We start from the raw sequence: 19,459 nt of genomic DNA, 5'->3' as shown, positions 1-19,459 counted from the left end.
TCGCTATGGGTGATCGGCACGATTATGTCGCCCTGGAGTGGGTGAAAGGCGAGATCGCCGAGACGCTTAAGCAGGCACGCCAGGCGCTCGAAGCCTATGTTGAGTCGCCGGCGGACCCGACTCAGATGGGCTTCTGCCTGACCTATGTGCATCAGGTCCACGGTACGCTGCAGATGGTCGAGTTCTTCGGTGCTGCGCTGCTCGCCGAAGAGATGGAGCAGCTGGCTCGCGCATTGCTCGAGGAGCGTGTGGCCAATCGCACCGAGTCGCTCGAGGTCCTGATGCAGTCGATCCTGCAGCTGCCTGCTTACCTGGATCGGATCCAGAGCGCGCGGCGCGACCTGCCTATGGTCGTGCTGCCCTTGCTCAACGACCTGCGTGCCGCACGCGGAGAAAAGCTGCTTTCGGAAACCAGCCTGTTCGCTCCCGATCTGTCCAGCCGGCTGCCGGCGCTGCCGCGCGAGTCGGTGGAGCGATTGCGGACCGACGACCTGCCGGGGTTGCTGCGCAAGCTGCGCCAGATGCAACAGACGGCGCTGGTCGGGATCATTCGCAACCAGGACCTGGCAACCAACCTCGGCTATATGGCGAGGGTGTTCGTCCGGCTCGAACAGCTATGCAAGGACGCGCCGCTCGCGCCGCTCTGGCAGATATCCGCGGCGCTCGTCGAAGGGCTCGCCAGCGGTGGCGTTGCCAATGGTGCATCCATCCGAACGTTGCTACGCCAAGTCGACCGTGAGCTCAAACGTCTGGTCGAGCAGGGCGTGGACGGCCTCAATCAGCCGGCTCCGGAAGAGCTGATCAAGAATCTGTTGTTCTACGTGGCCAAGGCGCCCGGGCAGTCGTCCCGGCTGCTCGCGGTCAAGGAGCAATATCGCCTAGACGAAGCGCTGCCGGACACCGCGATCGTCGACCAGGAACGCGCGCAGCTGGCCGGCCCTGACCGGGGCGCCATGCGCTCTGTGGTTGCCGCGCTCTGCGAGGAGCTGGTCAGGGTCAAGGACAGTCTCGATCTTTTCGTTCGCAGCGAGCGCAAGATACTGACCGAGTTGCTCGGACTCCCGGCACCGCTCAAGCAGATTGCCGACACGCTGGCGGTATTGGGCTTCGCCCAACCGCGTCGGATCATTCTTGACCAGATCGTATTGGTACAGGCGCTGGTCGATGGCGACCGCGAGCCGGACGATGCAGTCCTGATGGACATCGCCGGCGCACTGCTCTATGTCGAGGCCACGCTTGCCGGCATGGTGGGCTCGAGCGAGGATCGGGGCGAAGACAGCCATTTGCCGACGACCGACGTCGCGCGCATTCATCAATTGGTGATCAAGGAAGCGCGCACGGCCCTGGAACAGGCGAAGGACGCCATCATCGAATTCATTGCCTCGCAATGGAACCACGAGCATCTGGCGCGGGTGCCTGAATTGCTTACCCAAGCGCGTGGCGGCCTGGCGATGATCCCCCTGCAGCGCGCGGCAGCTTTGTTGCAGGCCTGCAACGGCTACATCGAAGAACAGCTGCTGGCCCGCAAGGCGGTACCTGACTGGCAGAGCCTCGACGCCCTGGCCGATGCGATCACCAGCGTCGAGTACTACCTGGAGCGACTGGCCGACGATTGTGGCAGCCAGGGCGATCTGATTCTAGATGTCGCCGCGGACAGCTTGGCGGATCTGGGCTATCCGGTTGAGGGCCCCGCGCACGCCGAGACGTGCAGCAGTGCCGACGCGGTGTCGAACGAGCCCGACGAGATCGAGGTGCTCCCTGCGGATGAGCCGGCGGCAGGGGCCGGAGAGGAATGGCTCGTTGCCGCTGACGCGTCGAACGACGAAATCGCGTTGTCGGCCGAGCTCTTGGTCGAGGAAATCGATTTCGACACCCAGCCGTCCGATCCCTGGGCAATTGAACCGGAGCTTCCGGTCATAGCCGACAGCGGCGATGCGACGCTGGGGTCGAGCGACTTGCCCGTCGACAGCCAAGGCTCTCAAGAGGCGGCGTTGGCCAATGATGACGCGGCCCTCTCTTCCGACTTCATGCAGGCGGAGGTTGCTTCCGAAGAGGCCTGGGCGCTGTTCGACGAGACGGTTTCCGACTCCCGGCCTGCCAGCTGGGATGAAAGCGAGCTGCTCGATCTGCAACTGCCGGAGGTTGAGCTCCCGCCGCTGGCGGCGGAAACGGTGGAACACACTAGCGAGCCGGAGCAGGTCACCCTTGAAGATGTGATGGCCGCCCCGGTAGCCAGTATCAACCCGCCGGCGCAGGATGCCCCGCCGAGCCTGTTGCCGCCGCCGGCGGACGAAGAGCCGGTGGACGACGAATTGCTCGAGGTCTTCATCGAGGAGGCTGCCGAGGTATTGGAGACGATCGGCGAGAACCTGCCGGCCTGGGCTGCAGCCGATGACAGTGATGCGCTGGTGGAGATCCGCCGCGCATTCCATACCCTCAAGGGCAGTGGACGGATGGTTCGCGCACTGGTGATCGGCGAGTTGGCCTGGTCGATCGAGAACCTACTCAATCGGGTCCTCGACGGCAGTATCCAGACCGACGAAGCGGTACAGCATGTAGTGGCTGATGTGGTGGCGTTGATGCCCGAGCTTGTCGAAGAGTTCGCCGGCAAGGCCCAGCGCCAGCGCGACGATGTCGACCGTCTGGCTGCCGCCGCGCATGCGCTGGCCAGAGGCGAGGCGCCTGTGGCCATCATGCCGGCCCAGCCAACCACTTCGTCCGCGTCGGCTCTTGAACTGCCGGTCGCCGACGAGCTTGATCCGCAGTTGCTGGAAATATTCCGCAACGAGGCGGAGGCACATCTGGCGACCTTGGTCGGTTTTCTCGCCGATTGCGCGCAGTCCCTTCCTCAGCCGGTGACCGATGCGTTGCAACGTGCCCTGCATACGCTCAAAGGCAGTGCGCACATGGCCGGTGTATTGCCCGTGGCGGAGATCGCGACGCCACTGGAGAGGATGGTCAAGGAGTTCAAGAACAACCTGCTGCAGATCGACCTGGCCGAGGCAGAGCTGCTGCACGATGCCGAGCAGCTGCTGCGCCAGGGGCTGGCGAATCTGGACGAGCAGCCGCTGGCGGCCATCCCGGGCACAGACGCGTTTCTCGAGCGCGTCCAGGCGTTGCACCAGCGCCGCCTAGCCGAGGCGGCTTCACGCACCGAGAATGACAAGGGCGAAGCGCGTGACCCTAGTGTGATCGCCCGCTTCTTGGCCGAAGGCATGGATATTCTGCTCGATGCCGAGGCACTGCTGCGCAGCTGGCGCGACCATCCCTCCGAGCGTCAGGAACTCACCGCTCTGCTCGATGAGCTGGCCGCACTGGGCCGCGGCGCGCAGATGGCCGATCTGCCGCAGATGGACGATCTGTGCCAGGCGCTGCTGGCGCTTTATGGTTTGGCGCAAGAGGGCCGTCTGCTGCTCGACGAGCAGTTTTTCGATACCGTCGAGGCCGCACATGAGGCTCTTGTCGGGATGATGGATCAGGTGGCGGCGGCCCTGCAGGTCACGCCGCAGCCCGAGTTGGTCGAGCGCCTTCAGGGGCTGCGTCAGGCGGCACGGCCCGAGACAACGCTGAATGTCAGCGAGCCCGTGCAGTGTGATGAGCCGGTTCTGGAGCCTGCATCATCTAGTGCCGAAGCCGAAGCCGAAGCCGAAGCCGAAGCCGAAGCCGAAGCCGAAGCCGAAGCCGAAGCCGAAGCCGAAGCCGAAGCCGAAGCCGAACCGCAAGATTTTGATCAGGATATGGTCGAGATCTTCCTCGATGAGGCGGTGGACCTGCTGGAGAGCGCCGGTGAGGCGCTGGAGCGCTGGCTGGCCGAGCCGTCTGATCAGTTGACCCTGTCCTCGTTGCTGCGCGATCTGCATACGCTCAAGGGCGGCGCACGCATGGCGGGAGTCCGTCCAGTAGGCGATTTGGCTCACGAACTCGAGTCGCTTTACGAAGGGCTGGCCGACGGGCGCTATGCCTACTCGGGTGCGCTCTCCGGGTTGTTGCATCGCAGCCACGACCAGCTGGCCCAGCAGCTCGAGCAGCTACAGGCGCACGAGCCGATGGTTTCTGCCGCACCCTTGATCGAAGCGATCAGGGCCTATCGGCAGGGCGCGATGACCGAGCTTGATGAGCCGGTCGATCGCCTGCAAGCCGAATCGACGTTGCCGGCCGACGAACAATCCGATGTTCTCGTCGACGAGCCGCTGGACCAAGCTGTGCCCGAAGCCGAAGCCGAAGCCGAAGCCGAAGCCGAAGCCGAAGCCGAAGCCGCGGAGACCGAAACGGATGTGGGCGTCGGGGCCGACGAACCCGCGTCGCTCCCACGGGCCATGGCAGACGAGTCTTCGGTGCCTGCCGTATCACCCGAGCACGACCCCGAACTGGTGGAAATCTTCCTCGAGGAAGGGCTCGATCTGATCGAAAGCGCTGCAGCCGGCCTGCATCGCTGGATGGCCGATGTCGACAACAGTCTTGAGCTCGAAGCCTTGCAGCGCGATCTGCATACGCTCAAGGGCGGTGCGCGCATGGCCGAGGTCCGCGAGGTAGGCGATCTCGCTCATGAACTGGAGTTTCTTTACGAAGGTCTGTGCGCTGGCCGTTACCGGGCCAGTCCGGTGCTGTTCGAGCTGCTGCTTGGTGCGCAGGATGCACTCGCTGCCATGCTCGAGGCGCTACGCAACGGCGCTCCCATCCCTGACGGGAACGCCCACATCGAGGCGATTCGGCACTTCCGTCTCAACCCTCAAGAGCAACTGAGCGAGCCAAGCACGGTCACGCTGCGTGCCGCCAGCCAGCCGAATGCAGCTGCCGAAGCGGAGATTCTGGACATCTTCGTCGAGGAAGCCGACGAACTGCTCGAGGAGCTGGACGCTGCCTTGGGCCGCCTTGACGGCGCGGCAGCGGACGGAGGGCAGCTCGGCGAGATGCTGCGCATCCTTCACACGCTCAAGGGAGGTGCCCGTCTGGCCGGCCAGGCGGACCTGGGCAATCTGGCGCATGACCTCGAACAGCGTCTGACCGAGGCGCAACAGCAGGGAGCGCCCTGGGCCGATAGCCTGCATCTGGATGTGCAGCGTGGTTATGAGGCGCTGCAGAACGCTGTCGATCAACTCAAGGAAGTTCTGGCCAGTGACGGCGAGACAGCGAGCGCTGCCGAGAGCACCGAGCCTGCTGTGGTCGCGCAGCTGCCACGGCCCATCGTCGCCGCGAGTGCGGCGGACGACCTGGCCAACCATACGCCGGCCAAGGTTCTGCCTTTCATTCGACGTGCCCAGCAGGCAGCCCAGGACGCCGCGGCGCGCAGGGCACCGCAGGAGATGATCAAGGTTCCGGCCGAGCTGCTTGAAGGGTTGGTGAACCTGGCCGGGGAGACCTCGATTTTCCGTGGTCGGGTCGAGCAGCAGGTCAGCGATGTGAGCTTCACGCTGAGCGAGATGGAAGCCACCATCGAGCGGGTCCGCGATCAGTTGCGTCGCCTCGACACCGAAACCCAGGCGCAGATTCTCAGCCGCTATCAGGCCGAGGCAGAGCGCGCCGGCTACGATGACTTCGACCCGCTCGAAATGGACCGTCATTCGCAGCTGCAACAGCTGTCGCGCTCGCTGTTCGAGTCGGCCTCCGACCTGCTCGATCTGAAAGAAACGCTGGCGGCGCGCAACCGCGATGCCGAAACGCTTTTGTTGCAACAGGCGCGAGTCAATACCGAGCTGCAGGAAGGCCTGATGCGCACCCGCATGGTGCCGTTCGAGCGGCTGATACCGCGCCTGCGGCGCATCGTCCGGCAGGTTGCCTCCGAGCTGGGCAAGCAGGTCGAATTCGTGGTCGGCAACGCCAATGGCGAGATGGACCGCAGCGTGCTCGAGCGCATCGTCGCCCCGCTGGAGCACATGCTGCGCAATGCGGTCGACCATGGGATCGAGGCTACCGCCGCCCGGCGGGCAGCCGGCAAGCCCGAGCAAGGCACGATTCGTCTGGATCTCGGCCGTGAGGGTGGCGACATCCTGCTGACGCTGAGCGACGACGGCGGTGGCATCAATCTCGAGGCGGTCCGGCGCAAGGCGATCGAGCGGGGGCTGATGACCAACGACAGCGAGCTCACCGAGCACGAGATCCTGCAGTTCATTCTGGAAGCCGGATTTTCCACGGCTGCGCAGGTGACCCAGATCTCCGGGCGGGGCGTGGGCATGGACGTGGTCCACTCGGAGGTCAAGCAGCTCGGTGGCTCCATGAGTATCGAGTCGACGCCGGGCCAGGGTACCCGCTTCCTGATTCGCCTGCCGTTCACCGTGTCGGTGAACCGGGCTCTGATGGTGTATTCGGGCGAGGATCTCTACGCGATTCCGCTCAACACGATCGAGGGCATCGTGCGGGTCTCGCCCTATGAACTCGAGGCCTATTACCAGCCCGGTGCGCCGCGCTTCGAGTATGCCGGCCAGGCCTACGAACTGCGCTACCTGGGGGACCTGTTGAACAATGGTCAGCGACCCAAGCTGGTCGGGCAAAGCCTGCCGTTGCCGGTGATTCTGGTGCGCTCCAAGGACCACAGCGTTGCTGTGCAGGTGGACAGTCTCGCCGGTTCGCGTGAAATCGTGGTGAAGAGCCTGGGCGCGCAGTTCGCCGGAGTGGCGGGCATTTCCGGGGCCACCATTCTCGGGGATGGACGCGTGGTGGTGATTCTCGACCTGCTGGCGACCATTCGCCTGCAACACGCGCAGCAACTGATCCAGCAGCGTCCGCAACTGCTGCCGCAGGTGCCCGAGTCGGTCGAGCCCGAACATGGGCGGCCGACGCTGGTGATGGTGGTCGACGATTCGGTGACCGTGCGCAAGGTGACCAGCCGGTTGCTCGAGCGCAACGGCATGAACGTGATGACCGCAAAGGATGGCGTCGATGCGATCAGTCAACTGCAGGAACGCAAGCCGGACATCATGCTGCTGGACATCGAGATGCCACGCATGGACGGCTTCGAGGTCGCGGCGCTGGTGCGCCATGACGAGCGTCTGAAGGACCTGCCGATCATCATGATCACTTCGCGTACCGGCGAGAAACACCGTGAGCGGGCGCTGGCGATTGGCGTCAACCATTACCTGGGCAAGCCCTATCAGGAGTCGCTCTTGCTGGAGAGTATCGAACAGTTGGTGCACGGTCATGCCTGAGTCCAGTTCCGCTCGCATCGCCGTGCTCGCCGACACCTCGCTGCAGCGGCACGTCCTGCAGCAGGCGCTTGGCGCCAATGGTTATCAGGTCGTGCTCAATAGCGACCCGGCTCGTATGGAGCCGGCCGATCTCGCCGAGGCCGAGGCCGATCTGTGGCTGGTCGATCTCGCGCAGACCGAAGATTCGCCGCTGGTCGATGCGCTGCTCGCCCGCGACGGCACCCTGGTGCTGTTCGGCGAGGGCCATGCGCCCGAGCGTCATTCGGAACATTACCCGCGCTGGGAGCGTCGACTGTTCGGCAAGCTCAAGCGTCTGGTCGGCGACCCCAGCCGGGAGGTCGGGCCGCGTCTGGACGTGTTGCAAGGCAAGCCTGGCGACGGTGGTAGTGGCCGGCTGGCGCTGCCTCCGACATTGCAGGCTGCCTTGGCCGAGCCCGGCACGGTGGCGCCTGAGGTCTGGTTGCTGGGGGCGTCGCTGGGCGGCCCCGAAGCGGTCAAGGCGTTTCTCGACGCGTTGCCGGCAGGGCTGCCGGTAGGCTTCGTCTACGCGCAGCACATCGAGGCGAGTTTCGAGCAGACTCTATGCCAGGTCATTGGTCGGCACAGCCAATGGCATGTAAGTCTGTGCCGCGATGGCGACGCGGTGCGCTGTGGCGAGGTGGTCATCGCGCCGATTGGCAACGAGCTGGCGTTCAGCGCCGATGGCCGCATGGCACGCAGTGCGCGCTGCTGGCCCGAGCCCTACAGTCCGTCGATCGATCAGATGATGCTCAACCTTGCGCAGCAGTTCGGCGCGCGTTGCGGGGCCATCGTGTTCAGCGGCATGGGCAGCGATGGCAGTACCGCGGCGGCCTACCTGCTGCGTCAGGGAGGGCGGATCTGGACCCAGCGGGCCGATTCCTGCGCCTGCTCCAGCATGCCGGACAATCTGCGAGACGGCGGCTACAGCGCGTTGAGCGGGGACCCGCGAGAGCTGGCCCAGGCGCTGGTCAACCATTTCGCACAGCGTGCCACTGCCACGCTCACCCAGGGGGTTCAGCCATGAGCCAATCGCTTGTTTCTTCCGAGGCTCCGGCCACGCTCAACTGTCTGTTGGTGCCGCTTGCCGACCGCCACCTGCTGATGCCCAACGTTACGGTGGCCGAGCTCATTGCCTACCGTCAGCCGCAGGCTACGCCGGGGTTGCCGGCCTGGTTGCTGGGACAGGTGCAATGGCGAGATCTGAACCTGCCGCTGCTCTGCTTCGAGGCGGCCGACGGCGGCGAAGCCCGATTAGGCGCGCAGGCGCGGGTCGTGGTGCTCAATGCGCTTGGCGGGCGCGATCACGTCAAGTTCATCGCGCTGCTGGTGCAGGGCATTCCGCGTCCGGTCAAGGTCGATGCCGGCCTGCCGCGCGCGAACGTCGCGCTAGGCCCGCTAGAGCTCGATGCGGTGAATCTGGGCGACGTGCAGGCGCGTATTCCCGATCTGGTCGCGCTGGAGCAGAAACTGGCGGACGCGGGGCTGATCTGAGGCTCCCGGCCTTCAGGCCAGGTCCCCCCATAGATACTGCGCTACGCTGAGCGCAACGACTGGCGCAGTTTCGGTACGCAACACGCGCGGCCCCAGACGAGCCGGCAGGAAGCCCTGCTGGCGCGCCTGGTCGATTTCCGCCTCGCTGAGGCCACCTTCCGGCCCGATCAACATCGCCAGGTTGCTTGGCGCAGCGTGCTCGGCGAGCGGGCTGGCAACCGGATGCAGCAGCAGTTTCAGATCGGCCTCGATGCCCAACCATTGCGCCAGGGTCTGCGGGGCGTGAAGGGTGGGTAGCACCGAGCGGCCGCACTGCTCGCAGGCGCTGATCGCAATCTGCCGCCAATGGGCCAGGCGCTTGTCCGCTCGCTCGTCGTTCAGGCGTACCTCGCAGCGATCGCTGATGATCGGCGTGATCTCCGTTGCACCGAGTTCCGTGGCTTTCTGAATGGCCCAGTCCATTCGCTCGCCGCGCGACAGGCCTTGGCCCAGGTGGATTTTCAGCGGCGACTCCGCCTGGCCGTGAAGCCGTTCGTCGAGCTCGACCTGCACCTGCTTCTTGCCGACCGCGCAGAGCCGGCCGCGATACTCGAAACCGCTGCCGTCGAACAGCTGGACTGCATCACCGACCCCCAGACGCAATACGCGCGCAATGTAATGGGCCTGGGCATCCGGCAGCTCGTGCCGGCCAAGAGTCAGGGTGAGATCGACGAAAAAGCGGGATAGGCGCATGGGTAACGAGCGAGCCGGCTGCACACAGAAAGGGTGCGCGATTGTAGCGCGTTGGCCCTGGCTGTGCGCCGTCAGCCCGGGTCGCGGAAGTCCGGATAGCGGCCTGGTACGGCGACCGTGACGGCATCGCGGGTGGCCAGGTCGATGCCCTGCTCGGCGACTTCGGCGAGAAAGTCGATCTGTTCCTCGGTGATGCAGTAAGGCGGCAGGAAATACACCACGCTGCCCAGCGGTCGCAGCAGCGCGCCGCGGCTCAGCGCATGTTCGTAGACGCGCAGTCCGCGGCGCTCCTGCCAGGGGTAGGCGGCCCGGCTGGCTTTGTCCTGGACCATCTCGATCGCCAGGGCCATGCCCGTCTGGCGAACCTCGGCGACATGGCGATGGTCGGCCAGGTGTGCGGTGGCCTGCGCCATGCGCGCTGCCAGGCGCTTATTGGCTTCGATGACGTTGTCCTGCTCGAAGATATCCAGCGTCGCCAGCGCGGCGGCGCAGGCCAGCGGATTGCCGGTGTAGGTGTGCGAGTGCAGGAATGCGCGCAGGGTTTCGTAGTCGTCGTAGAACGCCTGATAGACCCGGTCTGTGGTCAGTACGGCGGCCATCGGCAGATAACCGCCGGTCAGCGCCTTCGACAGGCAGAGGAAATCCGGTGTGATACCGGCTTGTTCGCACGCGAACATCGTGCCGGTGCGACCGAAGCCCACGGCAATTTCGTCGTGGATCAGGTGCACGTCGTAGCGATCGCACGCCTCGCGCAACAGTTGCAGGTAGGCCGGGTGGTACATGCGCATGCCGCCGGCGCCCTGGATCAGCGGCTCGACGATGACTGCGGCAATCTCCTGATGGTGCTCGGCCAGGGTCCGCTCCATGTGCGCGAACATGCTGCGCGAATGCGCTTCCCAGCTCATGCCTTCCTCGCGCAGGTAGCAATCGGGGCTGGGCACCTTGAAGGTATCGAGCAGCAGCGGCTTGTAGGTGTCGGTGAACAGGGCGACATCGCCGACCGACATCGCCGCCACGGTTTCGCCGTGGTAGCTGTTGGTCAGGGTGACGAAGCGCTTCTTGCGCTCGCGCCCGCAGTTGCGCCAGTAATGGAAGCTCATCTTCAGCGCGACTTCGATGCCGGTCGAGCCGTTGTCGGTGTAGAACACCCGGTCGAGCCCCGCTGGGGTCAGCGCCACCAGTCGTTCGGAAAGCTCGACCACCGGCTGATGGCTGAACCCGGCGAGCATGACGTGCTCGAGCTGATCGAGCTGGTCGCGGATGCGCTGGTTGATCCGCGGGTTGGCATGCCCGAACACGTTCACCCACCAGGAACTGACCGCATCGAGGTAGCGGTTGCCGTCGAAATCCTCGAGCCAGACACCTTCACCACGCTTGATCGGAATCAGCGGCAGCTGTTCGTGATCCTTCATCTGCGTGCAGGGGTGCCAGAGCACGGCGAGATCGCGTTGCATCCAGATCTGGTTCAGGCTCATGGTGTCGGGCTCCTTCATCGGGACGCCGCAGCCTAGCAGAAGGCGGCAGGTCGGTGCGGGCGGATCATATCGACAGGTGCGATGGTACGAAGCGAAAAAATGCGCTCTACGTCGATAGGTTTATCGCTAGGCTTCACAGCATTGTTGAGAGGGAAAGTGTCATGCAATGGCGTAATACTGCACACCGTTACGGGCTGGTCAGCGTCCTGCTGCACTGGTTGATCGCTGCGGCGGTGTTCGGCCTGTTCGGGCTCGGCCTGTGGATGGTGGGCCTGGACTACTACAGCAGCTGGTACCGCACCGCACCGGACCTGCACAAGGGCATCGGCGTGCTGGCCTTCCTGGTCATGCTGGTTCGTCTGGGCTGGAAGGTATTCAACCCTCAGCCGCAGCCGCTCGCCAACCACGGTCCCGGCGTTCGCACCCTGACCCGGTTGGGGCACGGGCTGCTCTATCTGGGGTTGTTCGCGGTGATGATCAGCGGCTACCTGATCTCGACCGCCAAGGGGCGGCCGGTCGACGTCTTCGGCTGGTTCGAGGTGCCGGCACTGGTTTCCTCCCTGCCGCGGCAAGCCGATGTGGCCGGGGTGATCCACGAATACATGGCCTGGGCGCTGGTGATCCTTGCCGTGCTGCACGCCCTGGCGGCACTCAAACATCATTTCATCGATCGAGACGCGACCCTCCAGCGCATGCTGGGTCGTGGCTGACAACCAAAGGAGAAGCTCGGATATGTTCAAGCACCGCATCGCTGCCCTGGCACTGGGTTCGGCGCTGTTCGCCGGCCAGGCGATGGCCGCTGACTATGTGATCGATACCGAGCGCCAGCATGCCTTCGTCAACTTCAAGATCAGCCACCTCGGCTACAGTTGGCTATGGGGCACCTTCAAGGAATTCGACGGGCGCTTCAGCTTCGATGCCGACCAGCCCGAAGCCAGCAAGGTCGAGGTGAACCTGGAAACCGCCAGCGTCGATACCAACCATGCCGAGCGCGACAAGCATCTGCGCAGCGACGACTTCCTCAACGTGCAGGCCCATCCGAAGGCGACCTTCACGTCGACTTCGGTGAAGTCGACCGGTGAGGGCACGGCTGACATCCATGGCGACCTCACCCTCAATGGTGTAACCAAGCCGGTGGTGATTGCCGCCCGGTTCATCGGCGAAGGTGAGGATCCCTGGGGTGGCTACCGGGCGGGTTTCGAAGGCCAAACGACGCTGAGGCTGAAGGATTTCGACATCGCCAAGGACCTCGGCCCGGCAGCGCAGACGGTCGATCTGATCATTTCCGTCGAAGGGGTGCGTCAGTAACGCCTCCCCGAGGGATTGAACGCCGGCGCTTGCCGGCGTTCTGCTTTGTGGTCGCTTGCGCCAAAGCGCTCTGCCGCGGGCCGTCGAAGGCAGCAGATGCGGCCGCTGGCGGTTTGCAAACAGTGGTGGATGTAAGTATATTTCCGGGCTTCGCCTTCCGCTGCGGCGTGCGCCGCCGACGGCCAGCCAGCTTCTGAAAGAGGTCTCCCATGTCGATCAAGCCAGCCAGTGCTGCTCTGGTTTCCGTTCTCTGCTTCGCTGCGTTGCTGGTCGGCTGCGACGAGCAGTCCGCGCCAGAACAGCAGCAGCCAGCGCCCAAGGTCGGTATCGTCACGCTGCAGACCGAGCCTTATGCTCTCACCACCGAACTGCCCGGTCGCACTCGCGCGTACCGGATCGCCGAAGTCCGCCCGCAGGTCAGTGGCATCATCCAGAAGCGTCTGTTCGCCGAGGGCAGCGAAGTCAAGGCCGGGCAGCAGCTGTATCAGATCGACGCCGCCGTCTATGAGGCGACGCTCAAGAGTGCGCAGGCGCAGCTGGCGTCGACCAAGTCGCTGGCCGATCGCTACGCCGATCTGGTGAAGGACCAGGCCGTAAGCCGCCAGGCCTACGACGAAGCCCGTGCCGCCAGCCTGCAGGCCGAGGCAGAGGTCGAGCGTGCCCGCATCGATCTGCGCTACACCAAGGTGCTTGCGCCGATCTCCGGCCGCATCGGACGGTCGGCCGTGACCGAAGGGGCTCTGGTGAGCAACGGCCAGGCGCAGGAACTGGCGACGATCCAGCAGCTCGATCCGATCTACGTGGACGTGACGCAACCGGCACGCGATCTGCTGGCGCTGCGGCGCGATCTGGAGCAGGGCCGGTTGCAAAAGGCGGGCGACAACGCTGCCAAGGTCACGCTCACGCTCGAGGACGGCAGCCAGTACGCCCACGAGGGGACGCTCGAGTTCAGCGAGGTGTCGGTCGATCCGGGCACCGGGTCGGTCACCCTGCGCGCGACCTTCCCGAATCCCGACCGGCTGTTGCTGCCTGGCATGTTCGTGCATGCGGAGCTCGTCGCCGGCCTGAAGAAAGAGGCCATTCTGGTACCCCAGCAAGGCGTTACCCGCAATGCCAAGGGCGAGGCGACCGCCATGCTGGTCAACGCCGAGAACAAGGTCGAAGTCCGCACCCTCAAGGTCCGCAGCACGGTCGGCAACCGCTGGCTGGTCGAAGAAGGCCTGCAGCCTGGCGATCGCGTGATTACCGAGGGCCTGCAGTTCATCCAGCCCGGCGTCGAAGTCAACGCCGTTCCGGCCACCAATGTGGAGCCGCGCACTGGCGCGGCGCCCGCTGACCAGGGCGCAGAAGGCTAAGGGGTAGCGAGTTCATGTCCAGATTCTTCATCGACCGGCCGATCTTCGCCTGGGTGATCGCGCTGGTGATCATGCTGGCGGGTGGGCTCTCCATCCTCAAGCTGCCGATCAACCAGTATCCGAGCATCGCGCCCCCTGCCGTCGGCATCCAGGTCAGCTACCCCGGCGCTTCGGCACAGACCGTGCAAGACACCGTGGTGCAGGTGATCGAGCAACAGCTCAACGGTATCGACGGCCTGCGCTATATCAGCTCGGAGAGCAACTCCGACGGCAGCATGAGCATCACCGTCACCTTCGAGCAGGGTACCGACCCGGACATCGCGCAGGTGCAGGTGCAGAACAAGCTGCAGCTGGCCACGCCATTGCTGCCGCAGGAAGTGCAACAGCAGGGCATCCGCGTGACCAAGGCGGTGCGCAACTTCCTCATGGTGGTGGCGCTGGTGTCCGAGGATGGCCGGCTGGACAAGAACGACCTGGCCGACTACATCGTTTCGAACATCCAGGATCCGCTGTCGCGGACCAAGGGCGTCGGCGACTTCCAGGTGTTCGGTTCGCAGTACGCGATGCGTATCTGGCTCGATCCGGCCAAGCTGAACAACTACGCGCTGACGCCGGTTGACGTGAAGAGCGCGATCCAGGCGCAGAACGTACAGATTTCCGCCGGCCAGCTGGGCGGGTTGCCGGCGGTCCAGGGCCAGCAGCTGACGGCTACGATCATCGGCAAGACGCGTCTGCAGACCCCCGAGCAGTTCCGCAACATCCTGCTCAAGGTCGACAGCGACGGATCCCAGGTGCGCCTGGGTGACGTCGCCCGCGTCGAGCTCGGCGGCGAAAACTACGCCATCAGCGCCGAGTACAACGGCATGCCGGCCACCGGCATCGCCATCAAGCTGGCCACTGGCGCCAACGCGCTGGACACCGCCAAGGGTGTGCGCCAGACCATCGGCGAGCTCGAGCCGTTCTTCCCCGCGGGCGTCAAGGTCTATTACCCCTACGACACCACGCCAGTGATTGCCGAGTCCATCCAGGGCGTGGTGGATACGCTGTTCGAGGCCATCGTCCTGGTCTTCCTGGTGATGTATCTGTTCCTGCAGAACTTCCGCGCGACGCTGATCCCGACCATGGCGGTGCCGGTGGTACTGCTCGGCACCTTCGGCATCCTGGCCGCCTTCGGCTTCAGCATCAATACGCTGACCATGTTCGCGATGATCCTGGCCATCGGCCTGCTGGTGGACGACGCCATCGTGGTAGTGGAGAACGTCGAGCGGGTGATGAGCGAGGAGGGGCTGTCGCCGGTGGAGGCGACCCGCAAGTCGATGGGGCAGATCCAGGGGGCGCTGGTCGGTATCGGCCTGGTGCTCTCGGCAGTATTCCTGCCGATGGCGTTCTTCCCCGGTTCCACCGGGGTGATCTACAAGCAGTTCTCGATCACCATCGTCTCGGCCATGTCGCTTTCGGTGCTCGTGGCGCTGGTCTTCACCCCGGCGCTCTGCGCCACGCTGCTCAAGCCGATCGCCCAGGGCGAGCACCATGAGAAGCGCGGTTTCTTCGGCTGGTTCAACCGCAGCTTCCAGCGCGGCGTCGGGCGCTACGAGCGCGGCGTCAAGGCCATGCTGCGGCACAAGGCGCCTTACCTGCTGCTGTATCTGGCGATCATCGGTGTGATGGCCTGGACCTTCACGCGGATTCCGACCTCGTTCCTGCCGGAAGAGGATCAGGGCGTACTGTTCGCCCAGGTGCAAACCCCCGCCGGTTCCACGGCGGAGCGGACCTACGAGGTGTTGCGGCAGATGCGCGAGTACCTGCTCAACGAGGAGCAGGACGTGGTGCGGTCGGTGTTCACCGTCAACGGCTTCAACTTCGCCGGTCGCGGGCAGAACTCCGGCCTGGCGTTCATCGGCCTGAAGCCCTGGGAGGAGCGCGGCGAGGACGGCCAGAGCGTGTTCGATCTGGCCCAGCGTGCGCAGCGGCATTTCTTCACCTTCCGTGACGCCATGGCGTTCGCCTTTGCCCCGCCTGCGGTGATGGAGCTTGGCAACGCGACAGGCTTCAACGTCTTCCTGCAGGACCGCGCCGGTGTCGGGCACGAGGTGCTCAGCCAGGCCCGTGACAAGTTTCTGCAGCTGGCCGGGCAGAACCCCAAGCTGACCGGCGTGCGTGCCAACGGTCTGCGTGACGAGCCGCAGTTCAAGCTGACCATCGATGACGAGAAGGCGCGTGCGCAAGGCGTGTCGCTGTCGGACATCAACCAGACGCTGTCGATCGCCTGGGGTGGCAACTACGTCAATGACTTCATCGATCGCGGCCGGGTGAAAAAGGTGTACATGCAGGGCCGTCCGGATGCGCGGATGAACCCCGAGGACCTGGCCAAGTGGTATGTGCGCAATGCCGACGGGCAGATGGTCCCGTTCAGCGCCTTCGCCACGGGCGAGTGGATTTACGGCGCGCCGAAGCTGTCGCGCTACAACGGCGTGCCGGCGATGGAGATGCTTGGCGCCGCCGCACCCGGCTACAGCTCGGGTGAGGCAATGGAAGAGGTCGAGAAGATCGCCGCCCAGCTGCCGCCAGGCGTCGGTATCGCCTGGACCGGGCTGTCCTATGAGGAGCGACTGGCCGGTTCCCAGTCCACCGCGCTCTATGCGCTGTCACTGCTGGTGGTGTTCCTCTGCCTGGCGGCGCTCTACGAGAGCTGGTCGATTCCGTTCGCGGTCATGCTGGTGGTGCCGCTGGGGATCATCGGTGCGCTGCTGGCGACCTACGGGCGCGGGTTGTCCAACGACGTTTACTTCCAGATCGGCCTGCTGACGACCATCGGTCTGTCGGCGCGCAACGCGATCCTCATCGTCGAATTTGCCAAGGCCTTGCACGAGCAAGGCATGAGCCTGGTCGACGCGGCTGCCGAAGCCTGCCGGATGCGACTGCGCCCGATCGTGATGACGTCGATGGCCTTCATCCTTGGCGTGGTCCCGCTGGCGATCTCCAGTGGCGCCGGCTCCGGCAGCAAGCACGCCATCGGTACCGGCGTGATCGGCGGCATGTTGTCTGCGCTGGTCCTGGCGATCTTCTGGATTCCGCTGTTCTACGTGCTGATCGCCAGCCTGTTCGACCGCAAGAAGCCCGCCGAGAAAGGCGCGCAGGAGAGCTCATCGTGAACAAGTCCCTGTTGAGTCTGGCATTGCTGGCGACGCTCGGGGGCTGTTCGCTGATTCCCGAGTACCAGCGCCCTGAAGCGCCGGTGGCCGCCCAGTGGCCGCAGGGGCCGGCCTACGACGAGCGTGCGACTGCCGTGCAGGCTGTCGAACTCGGCTGGCGGAATTTCTTCCGCGATCCGGCCTTGCAGCAGCTGGTGTCCATCGCCCTGGAAAACAACCGCGACCTGCGCGCCGCCGCGCTGAACGTCGATGCCTATCGCGCGCTGTACCGTATTCAGCGCGCCGACCTGCTGCCCGCGGTCAGCGCCGATGCGGGCGGCACCCGCACGCGCATGCCTGGCGATCTGAACATGAGCGGCGAGCCGGCGATCAGCAGCCAGTACAGCGCCACCTTTGGCGTGTCCTGGGAGCTGGACCTGTTCGGTCGCCTGCGCAGCCTGCGTGAGCAGGCGCTGGAAGAGTTCTTTGCCAGCGAAGCGGCGCAGCGCAGTACCCAGGTGAGCCTCATCGCCAGCGTCGCCAACGCCTGGCTGACCCTGCAGGCCGACCGGGCGCTGCTCGATGTTACCCGGGAGACACTGCAGACCTACGAACGCAGCCTGTCGCTGACCCAGCGCAGCTTCGACGTCGGCGTCGCTTCGGCACTCGAGCTGCGCCAGGCGCGCAGCGCCGTGGAAACGGCACGGGTAAGCATCGAGCGCTACACGCGCCAGGTCGCGCAGGATCGTAATGCGCTGGAGCTGCTGCTCGGTCAGAACCTGCCGGCGACGATAGACGGGAATTTCGGCCTCGATCGCGAGCAGCTCGGCGACTTGCCGGTTGCCCTGCCTTCGGATGTGCTGCAGCAACGCCCGGACATCCTGCAGGCCGAATACCAGCTGCGCGCAGCCAACGCCAATATCGGCGCCGCACGCGCGGCGTTCTTCCCGAGCATCAGCCTGACCGGCGCGGCGGGTTCGGCCAGCGGCGAGCTGTCCGGTCTGTTCGAGGGCGGCTCGAAGTACTGGACGTTTTCACCGAGCATCAGCGTGCCGATCTTCAATGCCGGGCAGCTGCGGGCCAATCTGGACTATGCGCGCATCAGCCAGAACATCCAGGTTGCCCAGTACGAGCAGGCGATTCAGACGGCCTTCCGCGAAGTGGCCGATGGCCTGGCCGCACAGGGCACCTATCGGCGCCAGGTCCAGGCGCAGCGTGACCTGGTCAAGACCAGCGAGGAGTACTTCAATCTTGCCGAGCGCCGTTACCGCACGGGCATCGACAGCTATCTGACTGTGCTCGACGCCCAGCGGCAGCTTTTCGAAGCCCAGCAGCAGCTGATCATCGACCGGCTCGCGCAGCTGACCAGCGAGGTCAACCTGTTCAAGGCGCTCGGCGGGGGCTGGCAGGAGAGCACTTCGGCCCGGCCTGCCAAGGCGCCGGACGAAGGCTGACCCGTTCAGCCGCCAGGATAAAAAAAGGTTCTTCGCGGACTCTGGGGGAAGAGCGAGTTGACAGTCAGGGAAGCAGGTAAATTGGCAGTCGCCAAACACACCCTCCACCTGTCCCTGCTGTCGCCGTGCATCCTATTGATCTTGCCTCGTTCTGGCCAGGCTATGACGCCGTTGCCTGCCGTTCATCCGCCAACAACTCCCTTCTGATTGAGCTCGAGCCTCAAGCCGGTTCAGTGCCCAAGTGCGGGCGTTGTGGTCAGCTCAGTCCGTTGATTCACGAGCGCCGAATTCGTCTGGTGCGCGATCGTGATCTGTTCGATCAGCGCGTCTTGCTTCAACTACCCGTGCGCCGAGTCGATTGCCTGCACTGTGGTCGGGTGACCGAGCGGATCGACTGGCTGGAGCCTGCATCTCGCCTGACCCGGCGGTTACGGGTCTGGCTCGAAAGCTTGCTGCGGCTGCTGCCGATCAGCCACGTCAGCCAGCTCACCGGCCTGCACTGGCACACCCTCAAGACGCTCGATAAACGACGCTTACAAGCCGAGGTAGGCACCTTCGATTCAAGCGGTGTCCGCCGCCTGGTGATGGATGAGTTCGCCCTACACAAGGGGCATCGCTATGCCACGGTCATCATGGATGCCGAGCGAACACGGGTGCTGTGGGTCGGCCATGGCAACAGCCGTGAGGCGATCCGCCCGTTCTTCGAATTGCTCGGCGAGCACTGCCAACAGATCGAGGCGGTGGCTATGGACATGAATACGGCTTTTGACCTGGAGGTGAAGAAGCATTGCCCGCAGGCCGAAGTGGTGTACGACCTGTTTCACGTCGTCGCGCGCTACGGCCGGGATGTGATCGACCGTATCCGGGTCGACCAGGCCAACCTTCTGCGCGAAGACAAGCCGGCACGAAAGGCGGTCAAGCAGAGTCGTTGGCTGCTGCTGCGCAATCGCGACAACCTGAGGGACGGACAGGCCGTGCAGTTACAGGAGCTGCTTGCTGCCAACCAGCCGTTGGCTACGGTCTATGTGCTCAAGGATGCGCTGAAGGACGTCTGGTACGCCCCCAGCGTAAGAGAGGGCTGGCGGCGCTGGCGAACCTGGCTGCGACATGCTCGCGAGAGCGACCTCGCGCCGCTGCAACGCTTCGCTCGCAACCTGCGCAAATACGCGCGAGGCATCCTTGCCAGTGCTCACTTCCACATGCATACCAGCGTCCTTGAGGGTGTTAACAACCGCATCAAGGTAATCAAGCGCATGGCCTATGGATTCCGGGACTCGGAGTACTTCTTCCTGAAAATCAAGGCCGCCTTCCCCGGGAAAGCGCGATGAACCTAAAAAAAAGCCGCCCTTG

The 19,459-nt window shown here is 64.7% G+C and carries 11 protein-coding genes; 9 read left to right on the top strand and 2 right to left on the bottom strand.

Translation table 11 applies throughout. From position 1 onward, the window contains the following. Window positions 1–5 precede the first annotated feature (5 nt). The 3 genes from CL52_RS21650 to CL52_RS18650 are packed head-to-tail and all read left to right on the top strand — an operon-like array spanning window position 6 to window position 8,654. Window positions 6–7,142 carry an Hpt domain-containing protein gene (locus CL52_RS21650; protein ID WP_043222391.1) on the top strand — a complete coding sequence of 2,379 codons (7,137 nt, stop codon included), beginning with the start codon at window positions 6–8 and terminating at the stop codon, window positions 7,140–7,142. Then, entirely contained in the window at window positions 7,135–8,187 is a 1,053-nt protein-coding gene (locus tag CL52_RS18655) for a chemotaxis protein CheB (protein WP_043222389.1), read from the top strand. Before CL52_RS21650 ends, CL52_RS18655 begins: the two co-directional genes overlap by 8 nt. Then, window positions 8,184–8,654, top strand: coding sequence for a chemotaxis protein CheW (locus CL52_RS18650; protein ID WP_043222385.1), 471 nt, complete (start codon window positions 8,184–8,186; stop codon window positions 8,652–8,654). The genes CL52_RS18655 and CL52_RS18650 overlap by 4 nt, the downstream gene beginning before the upstream one ends. 12 nt (window positions 8,655–8,666) lie before the next feature. Here the strand turns inward: CL52_RS18650 and CL52_RS18645 are convergent, their stop codons facing one another. Both CL52_RS18645 and CL52_RS18640 read right to left on the bottom strand, forming a co-directional pair. After that, on the bottom strand, window positions 8,667–9,386 hold the full coding sequence (locus CL52_RS18645) for a 16S rRNA (uracil(1498)-N(3))-methyltransferase (protein ID WP_041108364.1): 720 nt from the start codon (window positions 9,384–9,386) through the stop codon (window positions 8,667–8,669). Window positions 9,387–9,457: 71 nt separating this feature from the next. Beyond that, entirely contained in the window at window positions 9,458–10,861 is a 1,404-nt protein-coding gene (locus CL52_RS18640; RefSeq protein ID WP_043222384.1) for an adenosylmethionine--8-amino-7-oxononanoate transaminase, read from the bottom strand. A gap of 161 nt (window positions 10,862–11,022) precedes the next feature. Here CL52_RS18640 and CL52_RS18635 point away from each other — a divergent pair, with 161 nt between their 5' ends. The 6 genes from CL52_RS18635 (at window position 11,023) to CL52_RS18610 (ending at window position 19,437) form a co-directional block, all read left to right on the top strand. Continuing rightward, window positions 11,023–11,571 (top strand): cytochrome b, encoded by a 549-nt coding sequence (locus tag CL52_RS18635; RefSeq protein WP_043222381.1) that lies wholly within the window; start codon window positions 11,023–11,025, stop codon window positions 11,569–11,571. Between the two features lie 22 nt (window positions 11,572–11,593). After that, entirely contained in the window at window positions 11,594–12,169 is a 576-nt protein-coding gene (locus CL52_RS18630) for a YceI family protein (RefSeq protein ID WP_043222379.1), read from the top strand. Window positions 12,170–12,378: 209 nt separating this feature from the next. Further along, window positions 12,379–13,524, top strand: a complete 1,146-nt coding sequence (locus CL52_RS18625) for an efflux RND transporter periplasmic adaptor subunit (protein ID WP_041108356.1) — start codon at window positions 12,379–12,381, stop codon at window positions 13,522–13,524. 14 nt (window positions 13,525–13,538) lie between these two features. Next, window positions 13,539–16,676 (top strand): efflux RND transporter permease subunit, encoded by a 3,138-nt coding sequence (locus CL52_RS18620; protein WP_043222376.1) that lies wholly within the window; start codon window positions 13,539–13,541, stop codon window positions 16,674–16,676. Continuing rightward, window positions 16,673–18,109: an AdeC/AdeK/OprM family multidrug efflux complex outer membrane factor gene (locus CL52_RS18615; protein ID WP_043222374.1), complete on the top strand. Its 1,437-nt coding sequence runs from the start codon at window positions 16,673–16,675 to the stop codon at window positions 18,107–18,109. The genes CL52_RS18620 and CL52_RS18615 overlap by 4 nt, the downstream gene beginning before the upstream one ends. A 125-nt stretch (window positions 18,110–18,234) precedes the next feature. Beyond that, on the top strand, window positions 18,235–19,437 hold the full coding sequence (locus CL52_RS18610; RefSeq protein ID WP_074519909.1) for an ISL3 family transposase: 1,203 nt from the start codon (window positions 18,235–18,237) through the stop codon (window positions 19,435–19,437). The last annotated feature ends 22 nt before the right edge of the window (window positions 19,438–19,459 follow it).

It is taken from the genome of Stutzerimonas balearica DSM 6083, assembly GCF_000818015.1.
In the GTDB taxonomy this organism is placed as follows: Bacteria; Pseudomonadota; Gammaproteobacteria; order Pseudomonadales; family Pseudomonadaceae; genus Stutzerimonas; species Stutzerimonas balearica.
Note: the sequence above shows the minus strand (reverse complement) of the source record. Positions and strands in the feature narration are given on the sequence as shown.